The sequence below is a fragment of the Mariniflexile fucanivorans genome, assembly GCF_004341235.1.
GTDB lineage: Bacteria > Bacteroidota > Bacteroidia > Flavobacteriales > Flavobacteriaceae > Mariniflexile > Mariniflexile fucanivorans.
Genome location: NZ_SLUP01000001.1, coordinates 295,609 through 315,215, shown reverse-complemented (window position 1 = coordinate 315,215; position 19,607 = coordinate 295,609). Strand labels below are relative to the sequence as shown.

Genomic DNA, 19,607 nt, shown 5'->3' with positions numbered 1-19,607 from the left:
CCATTTTTTTTCAAATATCAAGCTTTCACCTTCTTAATGGCGGTGAAAGCTTTATCTACAAATTCATCTTCTACCAGAATAGTAAATTCGTTGGTTGTAGAAATTACTTCATAAAGTACAATGCCTTCCCAAGCTAAACGCTTAAAAAATTGATAATATAACCCAGCAATTTTCGAGTTGTCTTGCGGTAAATTTACACTAATGGCCGATAAACCATCTTGCGTTGCAATAAAGGTTTCATTTTTTAAATTTTCTTCAATAAATTCCTTTAAACTGCTGGAAATAATGAGATTACTTTCATGAATACCGCGTGTAAATGTGTAAAATAACTTAGATTCTTGATTAATACGATTCAATATTTTTACATGATTTTCTATAATCGTCTCAGAATTTTTAATAGTGAAATCTGTTAAGTTCGAGCGCACCGTAATATCACCTAAATTCTGCATAAATTTTTTCATTTTTACAGAATTTGATAGTGCTGGTGGTGGGTTGTAACGTCTTAAAGCCATCATAATAGCTCCTGGTTTCACCTCTTTTTTTAGCATTTTGCTTATAGGCTCGGTAAGTTCTATAGCTAAGGCACTAAAGTTTATAATGTTTCTTGAAAGTGCTTCCTCTAAGTAAGGTTGAGTAATTAAAATGTCTTCTACACAGTTAGATACCGTTTTCATGTGTTAATTATTTAACAATATGTGCAAAAATAAACATATTTTTTAATAAATATCTTTTTTAGGCTCAGGAGTTATAGTTTAGCACCCTGAATTGATGTAAATGAATCAATTAGGTGAAAATTAAGTTTGTAAAAGTATGAAAGTATTAAAATTCGGTGGAACCTCTGTAGGATCGGTTGAAAATATATGTAACGTTAAAAACATTATTAACGATGGCGAAAAAAAAGTGGTTGTTTTATCAGCCATGTCTGGTACAACCAATCAGTTAGTTGCCATTTCAAAACATATTTTAGATAATAAGGCTAATGAAGCTATTGATATAGTTAATAATCTTCATACGGCTTATTTTAATGTAATAGACCAATTGCTTACTAATACTTCTTTAAATAAAGAAGTGAAAGCTTACGTTTCTAGTATTTTTAATTTATTAGTGGAATGTACTGCGAAGCCTTATTCCATCACATTAGAAAACCAAATAGTTGCTCAAGGCGAATTGCTTTCAACTTATATGGTGAATGCGTATTTAAATCAAGAAGGTGTTAGTTCTGCATTGTTGCCTGCATTAAGTTTTATGCGTATTGATGCTGCGAAAGATCCGGATATCAATTATATAAAAGAGCATTTTAAATCGGCTTATAATAAAGCTGAAGATTCTCAAATATACATTACTCAAGGGTTTATTTGTTTAGACCATACAGGCGACATATCAAACCTTCAACGTGGTGGAAGCGATTATACAGCAACTATTATTGGTGCTGCTATACATGCAGAAGAGGTTCAAATTTGGACTGATATTGATGGGATGCATAACAACGACCCACGTTATGTTGAAAACACCAGACCTATTTCAAATTTATCATTTGAAGAGGCTGCGGAATTAGCATACTTTGGCGCCAAAATATTACACCCACAAACTGTAACGCCTGTTAGGTCTCTCAATATTCCGGTACGATTGAAAAACACCATGAATCCTGAAGCTTATGGCACTTTAATAAACGACGACCATTCTGAAATTGGTGTGAAAGCCATGGCTGCAAAAGATGGAATTACTGCCATTAAAATAAAGTCTGGCAGAATGCTTCAAGCACATGGTTTTTTAAGAAAAGTGTTTGAAATTTTTGAAATATATGAAACGTCTATAGATATGATTACAACATCGGAAGTTGCTGTATCATTAACTATTGATGATAATAAAAACTTAAATAAAATTTTAGCTGAATTAGAAAAATTCGCAACCATAGAGGTTGATAAAGACCAAAGTATTATTTGTTTGGTTGGGCATTCGGTGGTGAATCATCAAGAAACCTACAAGTTGTTTCAAATATTACAAGATGTAAAAATTAGAATGATTTCCTATGGAGGAAGCAATAATAATATTTCCCTTTTGGTGGATACCAAAAATAAAATAAATACGCTGCAAAAACTAAACAATTATTTATTTGAATTAGTCACTCTGTAAATTGCAAAAATTAGTGTTGTTAGCAGCAAAAAAAGGGTCGTTTTTCAACGACCCTTTTTAATTTTTATGAATTCATAAGTTCTTCAATTTCTTCAACTTCAATAGGGATATTTTTCATTAAATTAAAAGGTTCTCCCGTTTTTTGAATCACGACATCATCCTCAATTCTAATACCAAAACCTTCATCAGGAATATAAATTCCTGGTTCTACGGTAAATACCATATTGGCTTGCATAGGTTCGGTCAGTATGCCATAATCATGTGTATCTAATCCCATGTGGTGACTTGTTCCGTGCATAAAATATTTTTTGTAAGCAGGCCAATCGGGATCTTCTTTTTGAACATCAGCCTTATCAAGTAGGCCTAACCCTAATAATTCCGAAGTCATTATTTTTCCAACTTCCACATGGTAATCTGCCCAAAGAGTTCCTGGGGTTAATAATTTTGTAGCTTCATTTTTCACCCTTAAAACCGCATTATAAACGGCTTTTTGTCTGTCTGAGTACGTTCCAGAAACAGGAATGGTTCTGCTTAAATCGCTCGCATAATTGGCATATTCTGCGGCAGTGTCAAATAAAATTAAATCGCCTGCTTTACATTGTTTGTTGTTTTCAATATAATGCAAAACGTTTGCATTGTTACCAGAGGCTATAATAGGGGTATATGCAAAACCTTTGGAGCGATTTCTTAAAAATTCATGCATTAATTCTGCTTCAATTTCATATTCCCAAACGCCTGGTTTTACAAAGTTTAAAACACGACGAAATCCTTTTTCGGTAATGTTACAGGCTTGTTGTATTAAGTCAATTTCAATGGGGTTTTTTACAGAACGAAGGCGTTGTAAAATAGGAGCGCTTTTTGCAACATTATGTGCTGGATATTTTGCCAAAAGCCATTTTGTGTAGCGATCTTCCCGTGTTTCAGTTTCAACATTGGCACGGTAATGTTCGTTGGTGTTTATGTAAACAGTATCGCATTGCGTCATTAGTTCGAACATGATTTTTTCCATGTCTTGAAGCCAATATACAGTTTTGATACCACTGGTTTCAAACGCTTTTTCTTTGGTGAGTTTCTCGCCTTCCCAAACAGCAATGTGGGCGTTGGTTTCTTTTAAGAATAAAATTTCACGGTGTTTTTCTTTAGGGCAATCTGGGAATAATACCAAAATGCTTTCTTCTTGGTCAACACCACTTAAATAAAAAATATCGCGATGCTGCTGAAATGGGATGGTGCTATCGGCACTTATGGGGTAAATATCGTTCGAATTAAAAACAGCCAAACTACTAGGTTTCATTTTAGTAGTAAATTTTTTTCTGTTATTAATGAATAGCGACGAATCGATTAATGAATATTTCATGGGTTTGTTTTTAAATTATTTTTTGTAACTTTATGAAAATCAACCGTTTTTATTTGAATAGTTTTGTAGATATAACATAATGTTATTTTAATATTAAGAATGTTATGGGTAACAAAGCTACGCAAATCGTATGTAATAATTAGGTATATTTGACATTATACCAAGACTAAACCATTTTAAAAACTAAGATATTATGAAAAAAAATACCATGCAAATACTAGTAGTCTTGTTGCTATTCGTATTAAGTTTAACCAGCTTAAACGCACAAGATCTACTAAGAGAAGCCTCATTGGAGAGGCAGATTGATAATTCTAGTTTAATTGTTGAAGGTAAAGTTATTTCTAAAAAATCTTTTTGGGATGCAGAAAACAAACATATCTACACCGCTAATACTATCCAGGTTTATAAAGTTTTTAAGGGAGAACCGCTGGCAACTATAGAGGTTATAACTCTAGGGGGAACTGTAGGTTTGAAGGCTGAAATTGTAAGTCCAAGTTTAAAATTAAAAAACGGAGATTTAGGAATATTTACGTTGTATAATAATAACAGAGTGACAATGAAATCATCTGAAAAATCATCACTAAAACAATTCATGCCCTATGGGTCTTCTCAAGGGTTTTACAAGTATAATTTATATGATAATGTGGCTGTTAATCCATTTAACGTAAAGCAAGGAATCACTTCATCATTTTATAATGAAGTGATGACTTATACAAAATCTAGCTATGTTGAGTTGGCAGATTTTGATGTGCAATCAGCCCATTTAAAGTCAACACAAAATAAAGCGGCACTTGCTCCGGGTTCAATTACTTTTACACCAACAACTGGAACAGCGGGTACAAAGCAGGTGTTAACTATTAACGGTAGTGGTTTTGGTGCAACTAAAGGGAAGGTTTCTTTTCGTAATTCGGATGATGGAGGCGCTACTTTTATAGATGCTTTAAGTACACAAATACTAACTTGGGCAGATACACAAATTACAGTTGAAATACCATCGGAAGCTGGTACTGGTACTATTATGGTAACAGATGCTGGCTCTTCAAGTGCTGTATCTTCTTCTGTCTTGACAATTGCTTATGCCGAAATAAATGTGGTACAAGAAGGTGGTAATATTGCTTATCAAACTCAACATATCAACGCCAATGGTTCGGGAGGGTATACCTGGCAAATGTTTACAGATTTCAACAATAATGTTAATGCTAAAGCTGCTTTTTTAAGGGCTTTTGAGAGTTGGCGTTGTACAACGGGAATTAATTGGACAATAGGTGCAACAACTGATAAAGATGAATACGTTAGAGATGGTACCAATGTGATTCGATTTGATAATGGGAATGAATTAGCAACTGATGAATTAGGAAGATGTGTTTATTATTTTAGCGGATGTGATACCGGAACCACTATAAATTGGTATGTTGAGGAGTTTGATATTGTTTTTGATGATGCAACAAATTGGAATTATAGTATAGCCGTGAACTCAACGGGAATTACTCAATATGATTTTGAAAGTAATGCGCTTCACGAATTAGGTCATGGACATCAATTAGGGCACGTAATCGATACAAATGATGTCATGAATTATGCTATTTCAAACTCTGAAGAACAACGCGCATTAGGAGCAAGCAACATAACAGCTGCAAATGCTATAGAAGCGAGAAGTACATCGATAAACCCGTGTCCAGCTCAGGGCACATCGGTTATGACGAATCATCCGTGTTATTTAAGTGTTGAAGAGGAAGAATTAAAGGCAGCAATCAATATGTATCCCAATCCAACAAGTGGTCAGTTCAGCATAAAAAACACTTCGCTTGTTAATTTAGAGAAGTTAGTTGTTTACGATGTTAGCGGAAGGCTTATTTCAAAAGTGGATTTGTTGAACGCTTCGAGAACAAATACCATAAATTTGAATGGAGCAGCACGAGGTGTGTACTTTGTTTCTATTTATTCTGATAAAGCTATGATTACCAAAAAAATAATATTAGAATAAATTGTTTTAAAAATAAATTTAGAAAAGGTGTTTCTGAAAAAAAACACCTTTTTGTTTTTGTTAAATTTCTTTAAAACCATTCTAAATAACAAAAACATGACATATGTTAGTTGATTAAAACTTTAACCTATGTTATCTTTGCACACAAATAAATAAATACATAATAATGAGCGGATTTTTTAAATCTTCAATTGGAAGAAAAGTAGCTATGGCGCTTTCAGCTTTTTTTCTCATGTTTTTCTTAATTATACATTTAGCAGTAAATATCACATCACTATTTAGTGCCGATGTATTTAATGAAATGTCCCATTTTATGGGAACCAATCCTTTGGTACAATTTGCATTGCAACCTGTTTTAATTTTTGGTGTTGTATTTCACTTTATTATGGGATTTGTTTTAGAACTGAGAAATAAAAAAGCAAAAGGTGTTGCCTATGCAAAAAATAATGGTGCTGCAAATTCTACTTGGATGAGTAGAAATATGGTTTACAGCGGATTAGTGATTTTAGCATTCTTAGTGTTGCACTTTATAGACTTCTGGTTTCCAGAACTAAATTACAAGTACATCGCTGTGAACCCTGAAGATCCAACACGCTATTTCCATGAATTGCAGGAAAAGTTTATTCCGGTATGGCGAGTGGCAGCTTATGTGATAGCCTTCATTTTATTAGGTTTACACTTAGCCCACGGGTTTGCTTCTTCATTCCAATCTTTAGGTGCATCAACCATAAGACAGAAAACATTACAAACTTTTGGTAAAGCTTATTCCATTATAATTCCATTAGGGTTTATAGTTATAGCACTTTACCATCATTTCAGTCACCATTAATCTTAGATATATGGCATTAGATTCAAAAGTACCACACGGTCCAATTCAAAATAAATGGACAGATTATAAAAATCATATAGATTTAGTAAATCCAGCAAACAAGCGTCATATTGATGTTATTGTTGTAGGAACAGGTTTAGCAGGAGGTTCTGCAGCTGCAACGTTGGCAGAGTTAGGCTATAATGTTAAAGCTTTTGCTTACCAAGATTCACCACGTCGAGCGCATTCTATTGCGGCTCAAGGTGGTATTAATGCAGCAAAAAACTATATGGGCGATGGTGATTCAACTTACCGCTTATTCTATGATACAGTAAAAGGAGGCGATTACCGCTCTCGTGAAGCTAACGTGTATCGTTTAGCAGAGGTTTCTGCAAATATTATCGACCAATGTGTGGCTCAAGGTGTTCCTTTTGCTCGCGATTATGGCGGATTGTTAGATAACCGTTCGTTTGGTGGTGTATTGGTTTCAAGAACTTTTTACGCTAAAGGCCAAACGGGGCAACAATTACTTTTAGGATGTTATTCTGCAATGAACCGTCAAATTGCTCGTGGTAAAATTGAAATGTTCAACCGCCACGAAATGCTTGATGTTGTTAAAATTGATGGTAAAGCAAGAGGTATTATCGCTCGTAATTTAATTACTGGTGAAATTGAACGTCATTCGGCACATGCGGTTGTAATTGCAACTGGAGGTTACGGTAACGTTTATTTCCTTTCTACAAATGCGATGGGAAGTAACGCCACTGCAGCATGGAAAATTCATAAAAAAGGGGCTTATTTTGCAAACCCTTGTTTCACTCAAATTCATCCAACGTGTATTCCGCGTTCTGGCGATTATCAGTCTAAATTAACGTTGATGTCTGAATCGTTGCGTAATGACGGACGTATATGGGTGCCTGCAAAAATTGAAGACGCTAAAGCGATTCAACAACGTAAATTAAAACCAACAGAAATAGCAGAAGAAGACAGAGATTATTTCTTAGAACGTCGTTACCCTGCATTCGGTAATTTAGTACCTCGTGATGTAGCATCGAGAGCAGCTAAGGAACGTTGCGATGCCGGTTTTGGTGTAAACGCAACAGGTGAAGCTGTTTATTTAGATTTTGCTGCTGCTATTGACCGTTACGGAAAAACGCAAGCTAAGATTCAAAATATAACGAATCCTTCAAAAGAAAAAATATACGAATTAGGGCAAGCTATTGTTGAAGAAAAATACGGAAACTTATTCCAAATGTATGAGAAAATCGTAGATGAGAATCCATACAAAACACCTATGATGATTTACCCTGCAACACATTACACTATGGGTGGTATTTGGGTAGATTATAACTTAATGACTACGGTTGATGGGTTATATTGTATAGGTGAAGCCAATTTCTCTGACCACGGTGCTAACAGACTTGGAGCTTCGGCGTTAATGCAAGGTTTGGCCGATGGTTATTTTGTATTGCCTTATACTATTGGAGATTATTTATCAAAGGATATTCGTACGGGAAAAATACCTACCAATACTCCAGAGTTTGATGAAGCCGAAAAAGAAGTTACAGATAGAATTAATTTTTTCTTAAATAATAAAGGGACAAAATCTGTTGATTATTTCCATAAAAAACTTGGAAAAGTTATGTGGGATAAAGTAGGAATGGCACGTAATGCAAAAGGACTTACAGAAGCTATGGCTGAAATTAAAGCCATTCGCGAGGAGTTTTGGAAAGAAGTAAAAGTACCAGGTTCAGGAAATGAAATGAATCCTGAATTGGAAAAAGCAGGTCGTGTAGCAGACTTTTTAGAGCTAGGTGAATTATTCGCTAAAGATGCCTTAGTAAGAGAAGAATCTTGTGGAGGTCACTTTAGAGAAGAATCAGCTGAAACAGATGGTCCTCAAAAAGGAGAAGCAAAACGTAACGATAAAGACTTTGCTTTTGTTTCTGCTTGGGAATATAAAGGAGAGCCTGCAGATGCCGTTTTACATAAAGAACAATTAGAATTTAAAGATATTGAACTTAAACAACGTTCATACAAATAAGATAGACACTATGAATTTAACACTTAAAATTTGGAGACAGAAAGACTCAAAATCAAAGGGTCAAATGGTCGATTATAAAGTAACTGAGATTTCAGAACATATGTCTTTTCTTGAAATGATGGATGTTTTGAATGAACAATTAGTTAATTCTGGCGAAGAACCTGTAGCCTTCGATCACGACTGTCGTGAAGGTATTTGTGGTATGTGCTCTATGTACATAAACGGTGAAGCTCATGGACCAGATAGAGGCGTAACAACATGTCAATTGCACATGCGTATGTTTAAAGATGGCGATACCATTACTATTGAACCGTTTAGAGCAGCAGCATTTCCTGTAATTAAAGATTTAGTTGTAGATAGAATGGCTTTCGAGCGTATTCAACAAGCTGGAGGTTACATTTCTGTTAACACATCTGGAAATACACAAGATGCAAATTCAATTCCAATTTCTAAGCATGCTGCCGATGAAGCTATGGATGCAGCAACTTGTATAGGTTGCGGTGCCTGTGTTGCTACATGTAAAAACTCTTCTGCTATGTTATTTGTTGGTGCTAAAGTGTCACAATTTGCTTTACTGCCTCAAGGACAAGTTGAAGCTGCAGACCGTGTGCGTAACATGGTAGCTCAAATGGATTTAGAAGGTTTTGGAAACTGTACGAATACAGGGGCTTGCGAAATAGAATGTCCTAAAGGCATTTCTTTAGAAAACATAGCCCGTATGAATAGAGAGTTAATGAAATCGACAGTGTCATAACAACTTCCTTTCATCGATATTTAATAAAACCCAAGCATTAGCTTGGGTTTTTTGTTTAGATTTACTTAACCTAACCAAATTATTTTGTTTGATGAAGCCCCTAAAAATTATCTACATAAGCTTTCTTTGCTTATTTTCGACTTTATGTTTTTCACAGTCAACTGTTCAGGATAAGGCAGATACGAAGTTTTTATTTGATGAAAATTTGTTACTTCAACATATAAAAACATTATCGTCTGATGCTTTTGAAGGAAGAAGAACAGGAATGGAAGGTGCTATTAAAGCTGAAAAGTACATTGTTAATCAGTTTAAATTACATAATGTTTTGCCATTGGGTAAGGATTTTGAACAAACTTTTTCCTTTACTTCAGAAGGAAAAAAATATAATGGCACCAATGTTTTAGGCTTCATTAAAGGTTCATTATATCCAGAAAAATATATTGTAATTAGTGCTCATTACGACCACGAAGGCATTAAGAAAGGTAAAATTTATAATGGAGCCGATGATAACGCTTCGGGTATTAGTGCCTTATTTAGTTTTACTGAATACTTTAAAAGTAATCCACCTAAGCACTCGGTTATTTTAGCTGCTTTTGATGCGGAAGAATTAGGACTTAAGGGTTCTGAATATTATGTAAATAATACCATTATTCCACTAAAACAAATCATGGTAAACCTTAATATGGATATGATTAGTAGAAGTGATAAGAATGAACTGTTTGCTGTTGGAACGGTGTATAATAAAACGCTTGAGACTGTAGTTTCTGGTCATGAATATTCTAAAAAGATAAAATTTTTAAAAGGACATGATGAAGGTAATTGGAAAGAAAATTGGACTGAAGCTTCAGACCATGCTAGTTTTCATAATAAAAATATTCCTTTTTTATATTTTGGTGTTGATGACCATAAGGATTACCACGAACCAACCGATGACTACGAAAACATACAACCAGAATTTTATATAGAAGCTGTTAAAGTGATCATCAGCGTTTTCGAAAAAATAGATGTGATACAGCTTTAACAGCTTGATTTAAAGTTATTCGCCTCCTTCGTTAAGTAGTATAAAACCACCTTTTATTAAAATGTCCTTATTTTTTAATGCATCGGCATTTAAAATGGTAGCATAATTTTCATTTTGTGCTCCTAAATCGAGTTTTATTTTTTTAAAGTGGAAAGTGTTGTTTTCTTTTTTAGCTATAATTAAAGCATAAAAACTATCCTCTAGTTCTAAAATAGCCTCTTTTGGTAAGGCGAAACTTGTTGCCGAATTGGTAATAATATGGGCTTCTACAAACATGCCTACTATAAAATTAGTTTGTTCTTCATTAATAATGTGGGCATGGACTTTTACACTTCTATTGATTTCATCTATGGTGGTGCCAACTAAATGTACTTCGGCTTCAAAGGTTTCGTTGGATGCTTCAGGTATTTTAAAGCGAATTTTTTGCCCTTTATTCACTTTCAAAATATCTTTTTCAAAAACCGATAATTCTAAATGAATATGATTGGTATCCACAATTTCCAAAATAACATCTGCAGGAGATACATACGTACCATTACTTACATTCACCTTTGTTACAAAACCATCTATAGTTGCATATAAATTAACGGTTGAGGTAATTTTACCTTGTTCAACCGAAGCTGCACTTATATTCATCATACTCAATTTTTTTCGCAAACCATTGTATTGCGCCAAACTGCTTTTATAAGTGCCTTCAGCTTTTAAATAGTTTTTTTCTGAAGTGATTTTTTCATCAAAAAGTGTCTTTTGACGGTTGTATTCAGACTTTAAATAATTAAGTTGCTCAGAAACTTCTAAATACTGCTGTTGAATTTCAACAAACTCAGGGTTTTCAAGTGTTACTAAAAGTTGCCCTTTTCTTACTTTGTCGCCAATTAATAAAGGTGTTTTGGTAATATAACCACCCATAAAAGCACTTACTGATGCTTTATTATGTGGTGGCACATCAATCATGCCACTGGTTTTAATTTCTTCGTTAAAAACCTGTTCTTCTAAGGTTCCTAGTTGCATGTTTTCACTCGTAAATTGAGACTGGGTTATTTCAATGTCATTGGAATTTACGGCTTCTTCAACAACCGATTCTTTGTTTTTTTCTGAATTTCCACAAGCCACTAAAGCAAGAGAAAACGCTAGGATATATATATGTTTCATTTTTTTAAATTTATAATAGTAAATAGTTAATAGCTATAATGGTTTCGTTGTAAGCTTTTATATGGTCTAAGTAACTTAGCTCAATATCTTTGGCAGTTTCAATGCTTTGTATGTATTGAAAAAAATCAATTTCTCCTTCTTTAAAAGTGCGTTCGGCTGTTTTTATTATTTCTTCTGAAAGCTTTTGCCCTTCATTCTCATAATAATTAATTGACTCGTTGTATTGTTGAAGCTTGGCTAATAGCGATTGGTGTTCTGAAACTAGTTTGACTTTGTAATCCTGTTTTTCAGAATCTGCAATGTCTTCAGCAATTTTTGAAGCTTTTATTTTCGAAGCATTTCCGCTAAAGAATAATGGGATTTTAACTCCGAATTGATAACCTTTTACATTTCCGTTTAAAGTTGAATTTGTACCTTGAAAATATTCCACACTCAAATCTGGCAAAAGTGATTGTTTTTCTTGTTGATTCAAAGCTTTATATAATGCTTTGGAATCTTCATAATATAAAAGACCGGCATGGTTTTCAAGAGAAATGGTTTGCAATTCGAGTTTTTTCAAAGGTTCGTTTCCTATAAATAAACTATCAATTTGCACCAATTTTTTTAATTGTGCCAAAGCAACAATTACTTCTTGATTAGATTGTTTGTAACTCGTTTCTAACTGTTTACGTTTTGATTTTGCACTAATCATTTCCAAATAATTGGTTTCGCCCAATTCAAAACGGCGTTCGGCAGCACTTGCAAAATTTTGGAATAAACTGTCTAAATATTTGTAAGTCTGCTCCTTGTTTTTTGCATAATTCAAACGATAATATGCCAATGTTACATCGCGCTTTAAGCTTTCTAAACGTATAGCATATTCCGATTTTTGAAGGTTATATTTTGCTTTGTTCACTTTCTTTTCAGCAAAATAAACGGTCGGGAATTTAAAGTCTTGGGAAACGCCATAAACCTTTAACGGCAAACCATTGATAGCTAAATTGTTTTCGTCGTATTGATAATAAACGGAGGTTTTATCAAAAGTAAACGCACTTCCAATGAATGCTTTTGTTTCATCTGTTTTTAATGATGATGCTTTTAAATGTGCATTGTTTTCAATAGCTAGGTTAATAGTTTCTTCAACAGTTAAAGGTTTTTGTTGTGCGTTTATGTTTAACGATATTAAAATCAAAACTATCGGCACTATTGTTTTTTTGTTCATTTTAATTTCCTTTTTTTCTTCAAACCAAGCATATAAAACTGGTAAAACAATAAGCGTTAAAACCGTTGCGGTAACCAAGCCACCAATAACGACGGTTGCTAGTGGGCGTTGTACTTCGGCTCCTGCATTTGTTGAAATGGCCATAGGTAAAAACCCTAATGCGGCGGCGGCGGCGGTTAATAAAACAGGACGTAAACGTTCGGTTGTGCCTCTTTTTATAAGTTCTTCAATGTTTTTAACACCTTCTTCTTTTAATTCTTTAAAATGTTCGATTAAAACAATACCATTCAATACAGCAATACCAAAAAGTGCAATAAAACCAACACCTGCTGAAATACTAAACGGCATACCACGCATCCAAAGCAATAACACACCACCAACTGCCGAAAGCGGTATGGCAGAATATACCATGGCGGCTTCTCTTATGGAACCAAAGGCAAAATGCAGCAGAATAAAAATAAGCACTAGTGCAATGGGAACGGCTATCATTAATCGGGCTTTGGCACTTTGCAGGTTTTCAAATTGACCACCATACGTAATGCTGTAACCTACGGGAAGTTTTACTTTGGTTTCAATAATGTGTCTCACATCATCTACAACCGATTGTAAATCTCTATTTCTTACGTTTATGCCAACCACAATGCGTCGTTTGGTGTCGTCTCTTGAAATTTTTGCAGGTCCTGTGGTGTATTTTATTTCTGCCAATTCGCTTAATGGAATTTTCACACCGTTTGGCGTGTCAACATATAAATTTTGTAGGTTTTCAATATTCGTACGGTGTTCGCTATCTAAACGCGCTACCATATCAAAACGTTTTTCGCCTTCAAAAACAGTTCCGACATTTTGACCCGCAAAACCCATAGAAATCAATGCGTTGATGTCTGAAATATTCAAACCATAGCGTGCAATTTTAGTTCGGTTATAGGTAACACTCATTTGTGGCAAACCTTCTACTTTTTCAATAATAATATCTGATGCGCCTTCCACATTTTGTATAAGCGATTTAATTTCATTGGCTTTATTCGCTAAAACCGACAAATCTTCACCGAAAATTTTAATGGCAACATCGGCTCTTACGCCTGTAATAAGTTCGTTAAAGCGCATTTCAATAGGTTGCGTAAATTCTATTTCCATACCAGGAATAATAGAAAGTGCTTCTTTAAATTTATCGGCGAGTTCATCTTTGCTTTCCGCAGAAACCCATTCGCTTTTGGGTTTTAGTTTGATGATAACGTCACTTTCTTCCATACTCATTGGGTCTGTTGGTACTTCTGCAGCACCAATTCTACTTACAACTTGGTCAACCTCTGGGAAATTATCTAACAGTGTTTTTTCAATTTTGGTAGTAATTTCAATGGTTTTGCCAAGTGAAGTTCCTGTTTTTAAAACGGGTTGAATTACAAAATCGCCTTCATCCAAAGTCGGTACAAATTCACCACCCATTGTGCTAAAAAGTCCAATACTACCTGCTAATAACAAACCTGCAAGCGAAATCACAATTTTTTTATTTTTCAAAGCCCAATGAATAGAAGGTGCATAAAGTTTGGTTAGGAATTTCATCAACTTAACAGAAATGTTTTTATCACTTTGTTTATCAGGTTTTAAAAACATAGATGAAATTACAGGAACATAGGTTAAGCAAAAAATCATGGCACCAATTAAAGCAAAACTGAAGGTTAATGCCATAGGTTTAAACATTTTGCCTTCCACACCACTTAATGATAAAATAGGAATGAAAACAATAAGAATAATAAGCTGACCAAATATGGCTGAATTCATCATTTTTGAAGCACTTTTCAGCGTGATGTTATCAATAGATGCTTGTTGGTTTTCAGGCGTAAGGGCTTGAATTTTGGCACTTTTGGACGTAATTTGAAAGGCAATGAATTCGACAATAATTACGGCGCCGTCAATAATAATCCCGAAATCGATAGCGCCCAAACTCATTAAATTGGCATCAATACCAAAAACGTTCATTAAGGAAATAGCAAATAATAAACACAGCGGAATAACAGAGGCAACGACCAAGCCAGAACGCAAATTTCCTAACAGTAAAACCACGACAAAAATTACGATAAGTGAGCCTAAAATTAAATTTTCGGCAACGGTAAATGTTGTTTTCCCAATAAGTTCGCTACGTTCTAAAAAACCATTAATATAAACCCCTTCTGGTAAAGAACTTTGGATGGAAGCAACGCGTGCTTTTACGGCATCGATTACTTCTTTCGAGTTGCCGTCCTTTAACATCATGATTTGTCCAAGTACTTTTTCGCCTTCGCCATTTCCTGTTATGGCTCCAAAACGGGTAGCACTTCCAAAACCTACCTTAGCAACATCTTTTATGTAAATGGGTAAACCTTCATTTTTTAGAACGATGTTTTCAATGTCTTCAAGTGAAGTCACTAAGCCTTCACCGCGAATAAAAAAAGCTTTGTTGGTTTTTTCAATGTAACCACCACCAGCAATACTGTTATTTTTTTCTAATGCATTAAATATTTCAATATAGGAAATATTCATAGCTTTTAATTTTTCTGGATTTATGGCAACTTCATATTGTTTTAAATAGCCACCCCAGGTATTAACTTCTACAACTCCTGGAATTCCAGAAAGCTGGCGTTTTACTATCCAGTCTTGGATGGTGCGTAATTCGGTGGCTGAATAACGGTTTTTAAATTCGGGTTTTACATCTAAAATGTATTGGTAAATTTCACCCAAACCAGTAGTTATAGGTCCCATTTCGGGCGCACCGAAACCTTCAGGGATCTTTTCGGTAGCCGATTTTATTTTTTCAGCAATGAGTTGTCGAGGTAAATAAGTGCCAAGTTTATCTTCAAAAACAATAGTAACCACCGATAATCCAAATTTTGAAACTGAACGAATTTCTTCAACTCCAGGCAAGTTTGCCATTTCCAATTCCACAGGATAGGTGATAAATTGTTCAACATCTTGAGTGGATAAATTTCTTGATGTAGTGATAACTTGTACTTGGTTATTGGTAATATCTGGTACAGCACCAATAGGAATTTGAGTTAACGAATAAATTCCAAAGCCAACCACAGTAGCTATAAAAAGTAGAATAACTAGCTTGTTTTTTAAGCTGAATTTGATTATGTTTTCTAGCATAATTCATTTTAATTAAATTAATAAATGCTATTCAAAATGGTGTTTTTTGAATAGTTTTAAAAAGGATATTGAAATGGAATTAAGCTATTTTTGGAGGTTGAAAAACATTAGGCTTTTCAAAAGAAGAATAAGGTTCTTTGTAAAAAAAGTTAAGAGTAATTTCCGTGAATATTTGTGAATAAACGGTGTGTTTTATTGGTGTAATTAGTGTGAAAGAGGTATTTATATGGGAACACATGTGGTGATTACCTTTAAAAGGTAATTCCTCATGCCCTGTATGTTTATCTTGATGAGAAGCCATTTTTTCACCGTAATGTTCAGAGATAAATTCAAAAAAATCATCTCCATACACTTCTTTATGATATTTGGCATGTTCTAATAATACATTCAATTTTGAAAGGTCCTCAAAACCAATATTAGAACTTTGAACTAATAACAAACTAGAAAATAATATGGCAAATAGTTTACTCATAACGAGTGCTAAATTAGTGAAAAATAGATGCAATTATGTAATAAAAGTTACAAGTGCTTTAAAAATAAGCTTTTAACTGTACCGTTCCAGTATGAATGGTTTTACTTGTTTCGGTTTTTCGGCCGAAGTAACTTAGGTTTAAATCTAAAAAGTCGGTTAGTTTTTTTTGTGCTAACAAACTCCATGTAAAGTTTTTTCCTGGTTGTAATCCTTCAAGCATTTGGTAGGAAACGGGTGTGTTGGCACTACCACTAAAGTTGTTGGCAAAAAAGTTAAACTCACCTATTACAGAACTTTTTTGGTTAGATGTAAGCGTAAACGAGGTGCCATATTTTTGTTGTTTCAAAGTTTCAAAACTACCAATGGTGTTTTCTTTATTGGCATATTGGTAGAAGATGTCAAACCTTGAATTATCATTAAATAGATAGGATAATTTTGGGTTGAAGCGGGTTTCATCAAAATTATAATTTTTGGTTACGAAATTTTCACTTAGGCTTTCATTGTTATCAAAATCAGATTGTAATGTAATCAACCAACTTTCGGCTATTTTATGATTAAAATTAAATTGATGACTTTTTAAACTATTTTCAATAAAACCAATGGATAAAATGCTACGGGTTTTGTTTGAAAGGTAGGTGTAAGATGTGGTGTAATGTTGTTTTCCACGATTGAAAAACAACACATTCCTAAAATTTAATTGAAGTGCTAATTGGTTTTCTTCGCTACCTTCAAACGGATTCAAATTAAAACTACCACCTTCACGTTTTAGCTTTCTATCCACCAAATAACTGGTTTGATTGTAAAAATGCGACCAGAATTTTTTGGTTTTATTTTCACTAACCGACCATTGAGCTGGGTTAAACGTCAATGTTTGGCTCAACCTATTCTGATGCGTTTTTATATACACTTGGTTTGGTAACAGCACCCGAATGTACTTTCCTTGGTCTTGAAATTGTGCAATTTCAAACTCTTCCAATTCTTGAATCCCGTTTTCATTATAATCAATCCACGTGTAAGTCCCTTGTCCTGGTTCTACTTCTACATACGTAAAATCTTGTTGTGGTAAGGAGCCTGAATTGGTTTCAAAAAGTGTATTCCATTGAATAATTTGTTTAAAAAACTTCTGGTTGAATTGTAATCTGGAGTTCAGTGACTGTTCATCATCAATATCCTCATCCTCATTTTTCAAAGTTCTGTAATTAGCGTAAAGTGCTAAAGTGGTGTTGGTGTTTTGAATGAGTCTCGTATCTAAATAAAACGTGTTCGATGTATTTACTTTTTGTAATTGATTATTTCTAATACTATCATTTACTCGGTTTTTATAACCTATTTCAGTAAAAATATTCGTGCTATCTCCAACGCCATAAAACACTTCGTAGGATTTGAATTTCTGACTTAAAGCTGTCAATTCCTGAGTTGTTATATCTTTTTGTTCATTGTCTTCAATCGCTAATTTGGTACCCAACCAACTTTTTTTCATACTATAGGTTATTTGGTTTGAAGACCGTAAAAACGTAGAGTTATTTGTGCTTGATGATGCATTTAAAAAACTTGAATACGAGGCAATTCTAAAGTTTTTCAACATTAAATACGTATTGAAAACATGCCGATTGCCATTAAAATTTTCAGAATATCCTAAATGTTCAAATTGATAAGTGGCGTTTCCTTTTTCGGGATGATTTAAGTTAAATCCAGACGTAAATAAAGTTTGGTTTCCCAAATCGATATTTAAATTTGTGGAATTATCATCGTTTAAATTCCAATCTCTATTGAATTCGGCGTTAAATAAACGTTCAATAGTTTTGAAGTTTTTTTGGATAAAATCGCCATCGGCAAACACATTCAAATTCCATAAACTATCATTCTTAATAAGGGCTTGAGATAGTTTTAATTTGCCTGCAAAACCATCGTTATTGGCATCATCTAAACTTGAAAAAAGATTCAAATCGTTTTTACTACCTGCAACTTCAAAACCAACAGACGTTTTTTCAGAAGGATTATAATTTCCGTTTACCACCGCTATTTGTAGTTTTGTTGGCGCAATTAATTGAATAATAGGGGCATAGTTACCTTGTAAAACACCAGCATATTCATAAATATTATTAATAGCATTGGTGCTTTGTAAAACGTAATCGCCTTGGTTGGCACCCACTTGTGAAAACGTTACACGATACAGCGTTTCATCTGGATTGTTAGAAAACACAAAAGCTTCAACGCCATCAATCAATTCCTTTTTGTATAAAATTCGGTTGTCGTTTTGAGCTTCTTCAACTTCTGAAGGTGATGCCATTAGCGTACTGTCATCACCGGCATTGGAAAGTATTTGTACTTGTGTTTCCGATAAGTTTTGTTGCAATGGTTGATTTTTAGCATCATTTTCAGAATAAACAGATACTCCAATATTCAATTTTTTACTTTTGAATCTGCCACCGGCATAAGCCACCAAACGCGAATAATTGCGTTCGCTATATTGATAATCGACAATAATCCGCATTTCAGAAGTTATAGGAAACGTAGAATTGAAAATAATTTCGCCTGCATTATAATCGATAATATAATCTTTGTCTTCACCGCGTTGTGCTACAATACCATTTACATAAACGGTTTCGCTACCCGATACAATAAGCACAAACAATTCGCCATTTTGTCCTTGTAATTTATAAGGGCCTTGGTTGCCTTCTTGCGCCGTAAACGTACTTCGGGTAAATTGACCACGCACCAAAGCGCCTGCTGCAAAAAGGTTAGTTTCAGCATCTTCATCACCTAATTTTGCATTTATGGATAAACCTTGAACACGTTTTGAAAAGTTAGCAAAATAGGAATGTGTATTTTGTAAATCGATATCACCTGCACGGATGTTCCATTTGTCGCTAAATAATTCAATAAAAACTTGATCGAATTCATCCAAACGTTGGCTATAACCACTTTCTTGTAGCGGAATATTGGCGTCTTGAATGGAAGCTCGAAGCGACACCTTTTCACTTAGTTTGCCAGAAATTTGAAGGTCTAATTCGCTATTTAAAACGGAATTTTGATTATTTCCAACGGTAACACCACGCGAAATACTTCCTGAGGTTGTTAATCCATCAAAAGGAATATAATTTTTGGTATCGTTGGGTTGTGAAAGTTGATACAGTTTTTGAAGATTGTCATTGTTTTCAACCACAATGTTCTCATCTAATTGCTGATAGGTCTTCGTTAAAAAATCAGGAAATTTTAAATAATTTATGATGATAGAATCGGTTTCAACAGGCTTTATGAATTTTAAAATTCCTTTGCCAAAATCAACTTTATAAAAAGAGGCATCAATAACCGAATCATTTTTAGTTTTAATAGAGAAGTAATTGGGATTAATACTCACACTATCTATCATAATAGTATCGTTTATAGCAACTTTTTTAGTTCTATAGTTTGAATTTTGAGACATGGCACAAAATCCCATAAAAAAGATAAAAAGGCAGGTTATAAACTTCATTAGATACTTAAACTGCAAATAGTTTAAAATATTTTGTTAATAGTTTTTGTTAAATGTGATGTAAAATAATAGTGTAAAAGTAA

At 34.0% G+C, this 19,607-nt stretch carries 12 protein-coding genes; 6 read left to right on the top strand and 6 right to left on the bottom strand.

From position 1 onward, the window contains the following. Positions 1–17 precede the first annotated feature (17 nt). Complete coding sequence (locus tag EV196_RS01455) at positions 18–674, bottom strand: hypothetical protein (protein WP_132214157.1); 657 nt, start codon at positions 672–674, stop codon at positions 18–20. A gap of 136 nt (positions 675–810) precedes the next feature. Here EV196_RS01455 and EV196_RS01450 point away from each other — a divergent pair, with 136 nt between their 5' ends. Next, positions 811–2,133 (top strand): aspartate kinase, encoded by a 1,323-nt coding sequence (locus tag EV196_RS01450; protein ID WP_132214155.1) that lies wholly within the window; start codon positions 811–813, stop codon positions 2,131–2,133. A 64-nt stretch (positions 2,134–2,197) separates the two neighbouring features. Here the strand turns inward: EV196_RS01450 and EV196_RS01445 are convergent, their stop codons facing one another. Beyond that, positions 2,198–3,490: an aminopeptidase P family protein gene (locus tag EV196_RS01445; RefSeq protein WP_132214153.1), complete on the bottom strand. Its 1,293-nt coding sequence runs from the start codon at positions 3,488–3,490 to the stop codon at positions 2,198–2,200. 193 nt (positions 3,491–3,683) lie between these two features. Here EV196_RS01445 and EV196_RS01440 point away from each other — a divergent pair, with 193 nt between their 5' ends. The 5 genes from EV196_RS01440 to EV196_RS01420 all read left to right on the top strand — a co-directional run bounded on the left by EV196_RS01440 (position 3,684) and on the right by EV196_RS01420 (position 10,101). Beyond that, positions 3,684–5,474 (top strand): T9SS type A sorting domain-containing protein, encoded by a 1,791-nt coding sequence (locus EV196_RS01440; RefSeq protein ID WP_132214151.1) that lies wholly within the window; start codon positions 3,684–3,686, stop codon positions 5,472–5,474. 166 nt (positions 5,475–5,640) lie between these two features. Continuing rightward, entirely contained in the window at positions 5,641–6,303 is a 663-nt protein-coding gene (locus tag EV196_RS01435) for a succinate dehydrogenase cytochrome b subunit (RefSeq protein ID WP_132214149.1), read from the top strand. Positions 6,304–6,313: 10 nt separating this feature from the next. Beyond that, the gene (locus EV196_RS01430) at positions 6,314–8,326 is read left to right on the top strand and encodes a fumarate reductase/succinate dehydrogenase flavoprotein subunit (RefSeq protein WP_132214147.1); all 2,013 of its coding nucleotides are present in this window, start codon (positions 6,314–6,316) and stop codon (positions 8,324–8,326) included. A gap of 10 nt (positions 8,327–8,336) precedes the next feature. Then, complete coding sequence (locus EV196_RS01425; protein ID WP_132214145.1) at positions 8,337–9,080, top strand: succinate dehydrogenase/fumarate reductase iron-sulfur subunit; 744 nt, start codon at positions 8,337–8,339, stop codon at positions 9,078–9,080. A 91-nt stretch (positions 9,081–9,171) separates the two neighbouring features. Next, positions 9,172–10,101: a M28 family peptidase gene (locus EV196_RS01420; RefSeq protein WP_132214143.1), complete on the top strand. Its 930-nt coding sequence runs from the start codon at positions 9,172–9,174 to the stop codon at positions 10,099–10,101. A 15-nt stretch (positions 10,102–10,116) separates the two neighbouring features. On the opposite strand, the gene EV196_RS01415 is transcribed toward EV196_RS01420, so the two are convergent. The 4 genes from EV196_RS01415 to EV196_RS01400 all read right to left on the bottom strand — a co-directional run bounded on the left by EV196_RS01415 (position 10,117) and on the right by EV196_RS01400 (position 19,524). Beyond that, a complete protein-coding gene (locus EV196_RS01415; protein ID WP_132214141.1) occupies positions 10,117–11,253 on the bottom strand; it encodes an efflux RND transporter periplasmic adaptor subunit in 1,137 nt (378 codons plus the stop codon). Positions 11,254–11,263: 10 nt separating this feature from the next. Next, positions 11,264–15,577 (bottom strand): CusA/CzcA family heavy metal efflux RND transporter, encoded by a 4,314-nt coding sequence (locus EV196_RS01410; RefSeq protein ID WP_132214139.1) that lies wholly within the window; start codon positions 15,575–15,577, stop codon positions 11,264–11,266. Positions 15,578–15,656: 79 nt separating this feature from the next. Further along, complete coding sequence (locus EV196_RS01405; RefSeq protein ID WP_132214137.1) at positions 15,657–16,049, bottom strand: hypothetical protein; 393 nt, start codon at positions 16,047–16,049, stop codon at positions 15,657–15,659. Between the two features lie 58 nt (positions 16,050–16,107). Further along, positions 16,108–19,524, bottom strand: a complete 3,417-nt coding sequence (locus EV196_RS01400) for a hypothetical protein (protein ID WP_132214135.1) — start codon at positions 19,522–19,524, stop codon at positions 16,108–16,110. Positions 19,525–19,607 lie beyond the last annotated feature (83 nt).

What these genes read in the sequence shown, in the direction of transcription:
- EV196_RS01455 (WP_132214157.1), bottom strand. Translation starts at nt 674, where the DNA reads ATGAAAACGGTATCTAACTGTGTAGAAGACATTTTAATTACTCAACCT.
- EV196_RS01450 (WP_132214155.1), top strand. Translation starts at nt 811, where the DNA reads ATGAAAGTATTAAAATTCGGTGGAACCTCTGTAGGATCGGTTGAAAAT.
- EV196_RS01445 (WP_132214153.1), bottom strand. Translation starts at nt 3,490, where the DNA reads ATGAAATATTCATTAATCGATTCGTCGCTATTCATTAATAACAGAAAA.
- EV196_RS01440 (WP_132214151.1), top strand. Translation starts at nt 3,684, where the DNA reads ATGAAAAAAAATACCATGCAAATACTAGTAGTCTTGTTGCTATTCGTA.
- EV196_RS01435 (WP_132214149.1), top strand. Translation starts at nt 5,641, where the DNA reads ATGAGCGGATTTTTTAAATCTTCAATTGGAAGAAAAGTAGCTATGGCG.
- EV196_RS01430 (WP_132214147.1), top strand. Translation starts at nt 6,314, where the DNA reads ATGGCATTAGATTCAAAAGTACCACACGGTCCAATTCAAAATAAATGG.
- EV196_RS01425 (WP_132214145.1), top strand. Translation starts at nt 8,337, where the DNA reads ATGAATTTAACACTTAAAATTTGGAGACAGAAAGACTCAAAATCAAAG.
- EV196_RS01420 (WP_132214143.1), top strand. Translation starts at nt 9,172, where the DNA reads ATGAAGCCCCTAAAAATTATCTACATAAGCTTTCTTTGCTTATTTTCG.
- EV196_RS01415 (WP_132214141.1), bottom strand. Translation starts at nt 11,253, where the DNA reads ATGAAACATATATATATCCTAGCGTTTTCTCTTGCTTTAGTGGCTTGT.
- EV196_RS01410 (WP_132214139.1), bottom strand. Translation starts at nt 15,577, where the DNA reads ATGCTAGAAAACATAATCAAATTCAGCTTAAAAAACAAGCTAGTTATT.
- EV196_RS01405 (WP_132214137.1), bottom strand. Translation starts at nt 16,049, where the DNA reads ATGAGTAAACTATTTGCCATATTATTTTCTAGTTTGTTATTAGTTCAA.
- EV196_RS01400 (WP_132214135.1), bottom strand. Translation starts at nt 19,524, where the DNA reads ATGAAGTTTATAACCTGCCTTTTTATCTTTTTTATGGGATTTTGTGCC.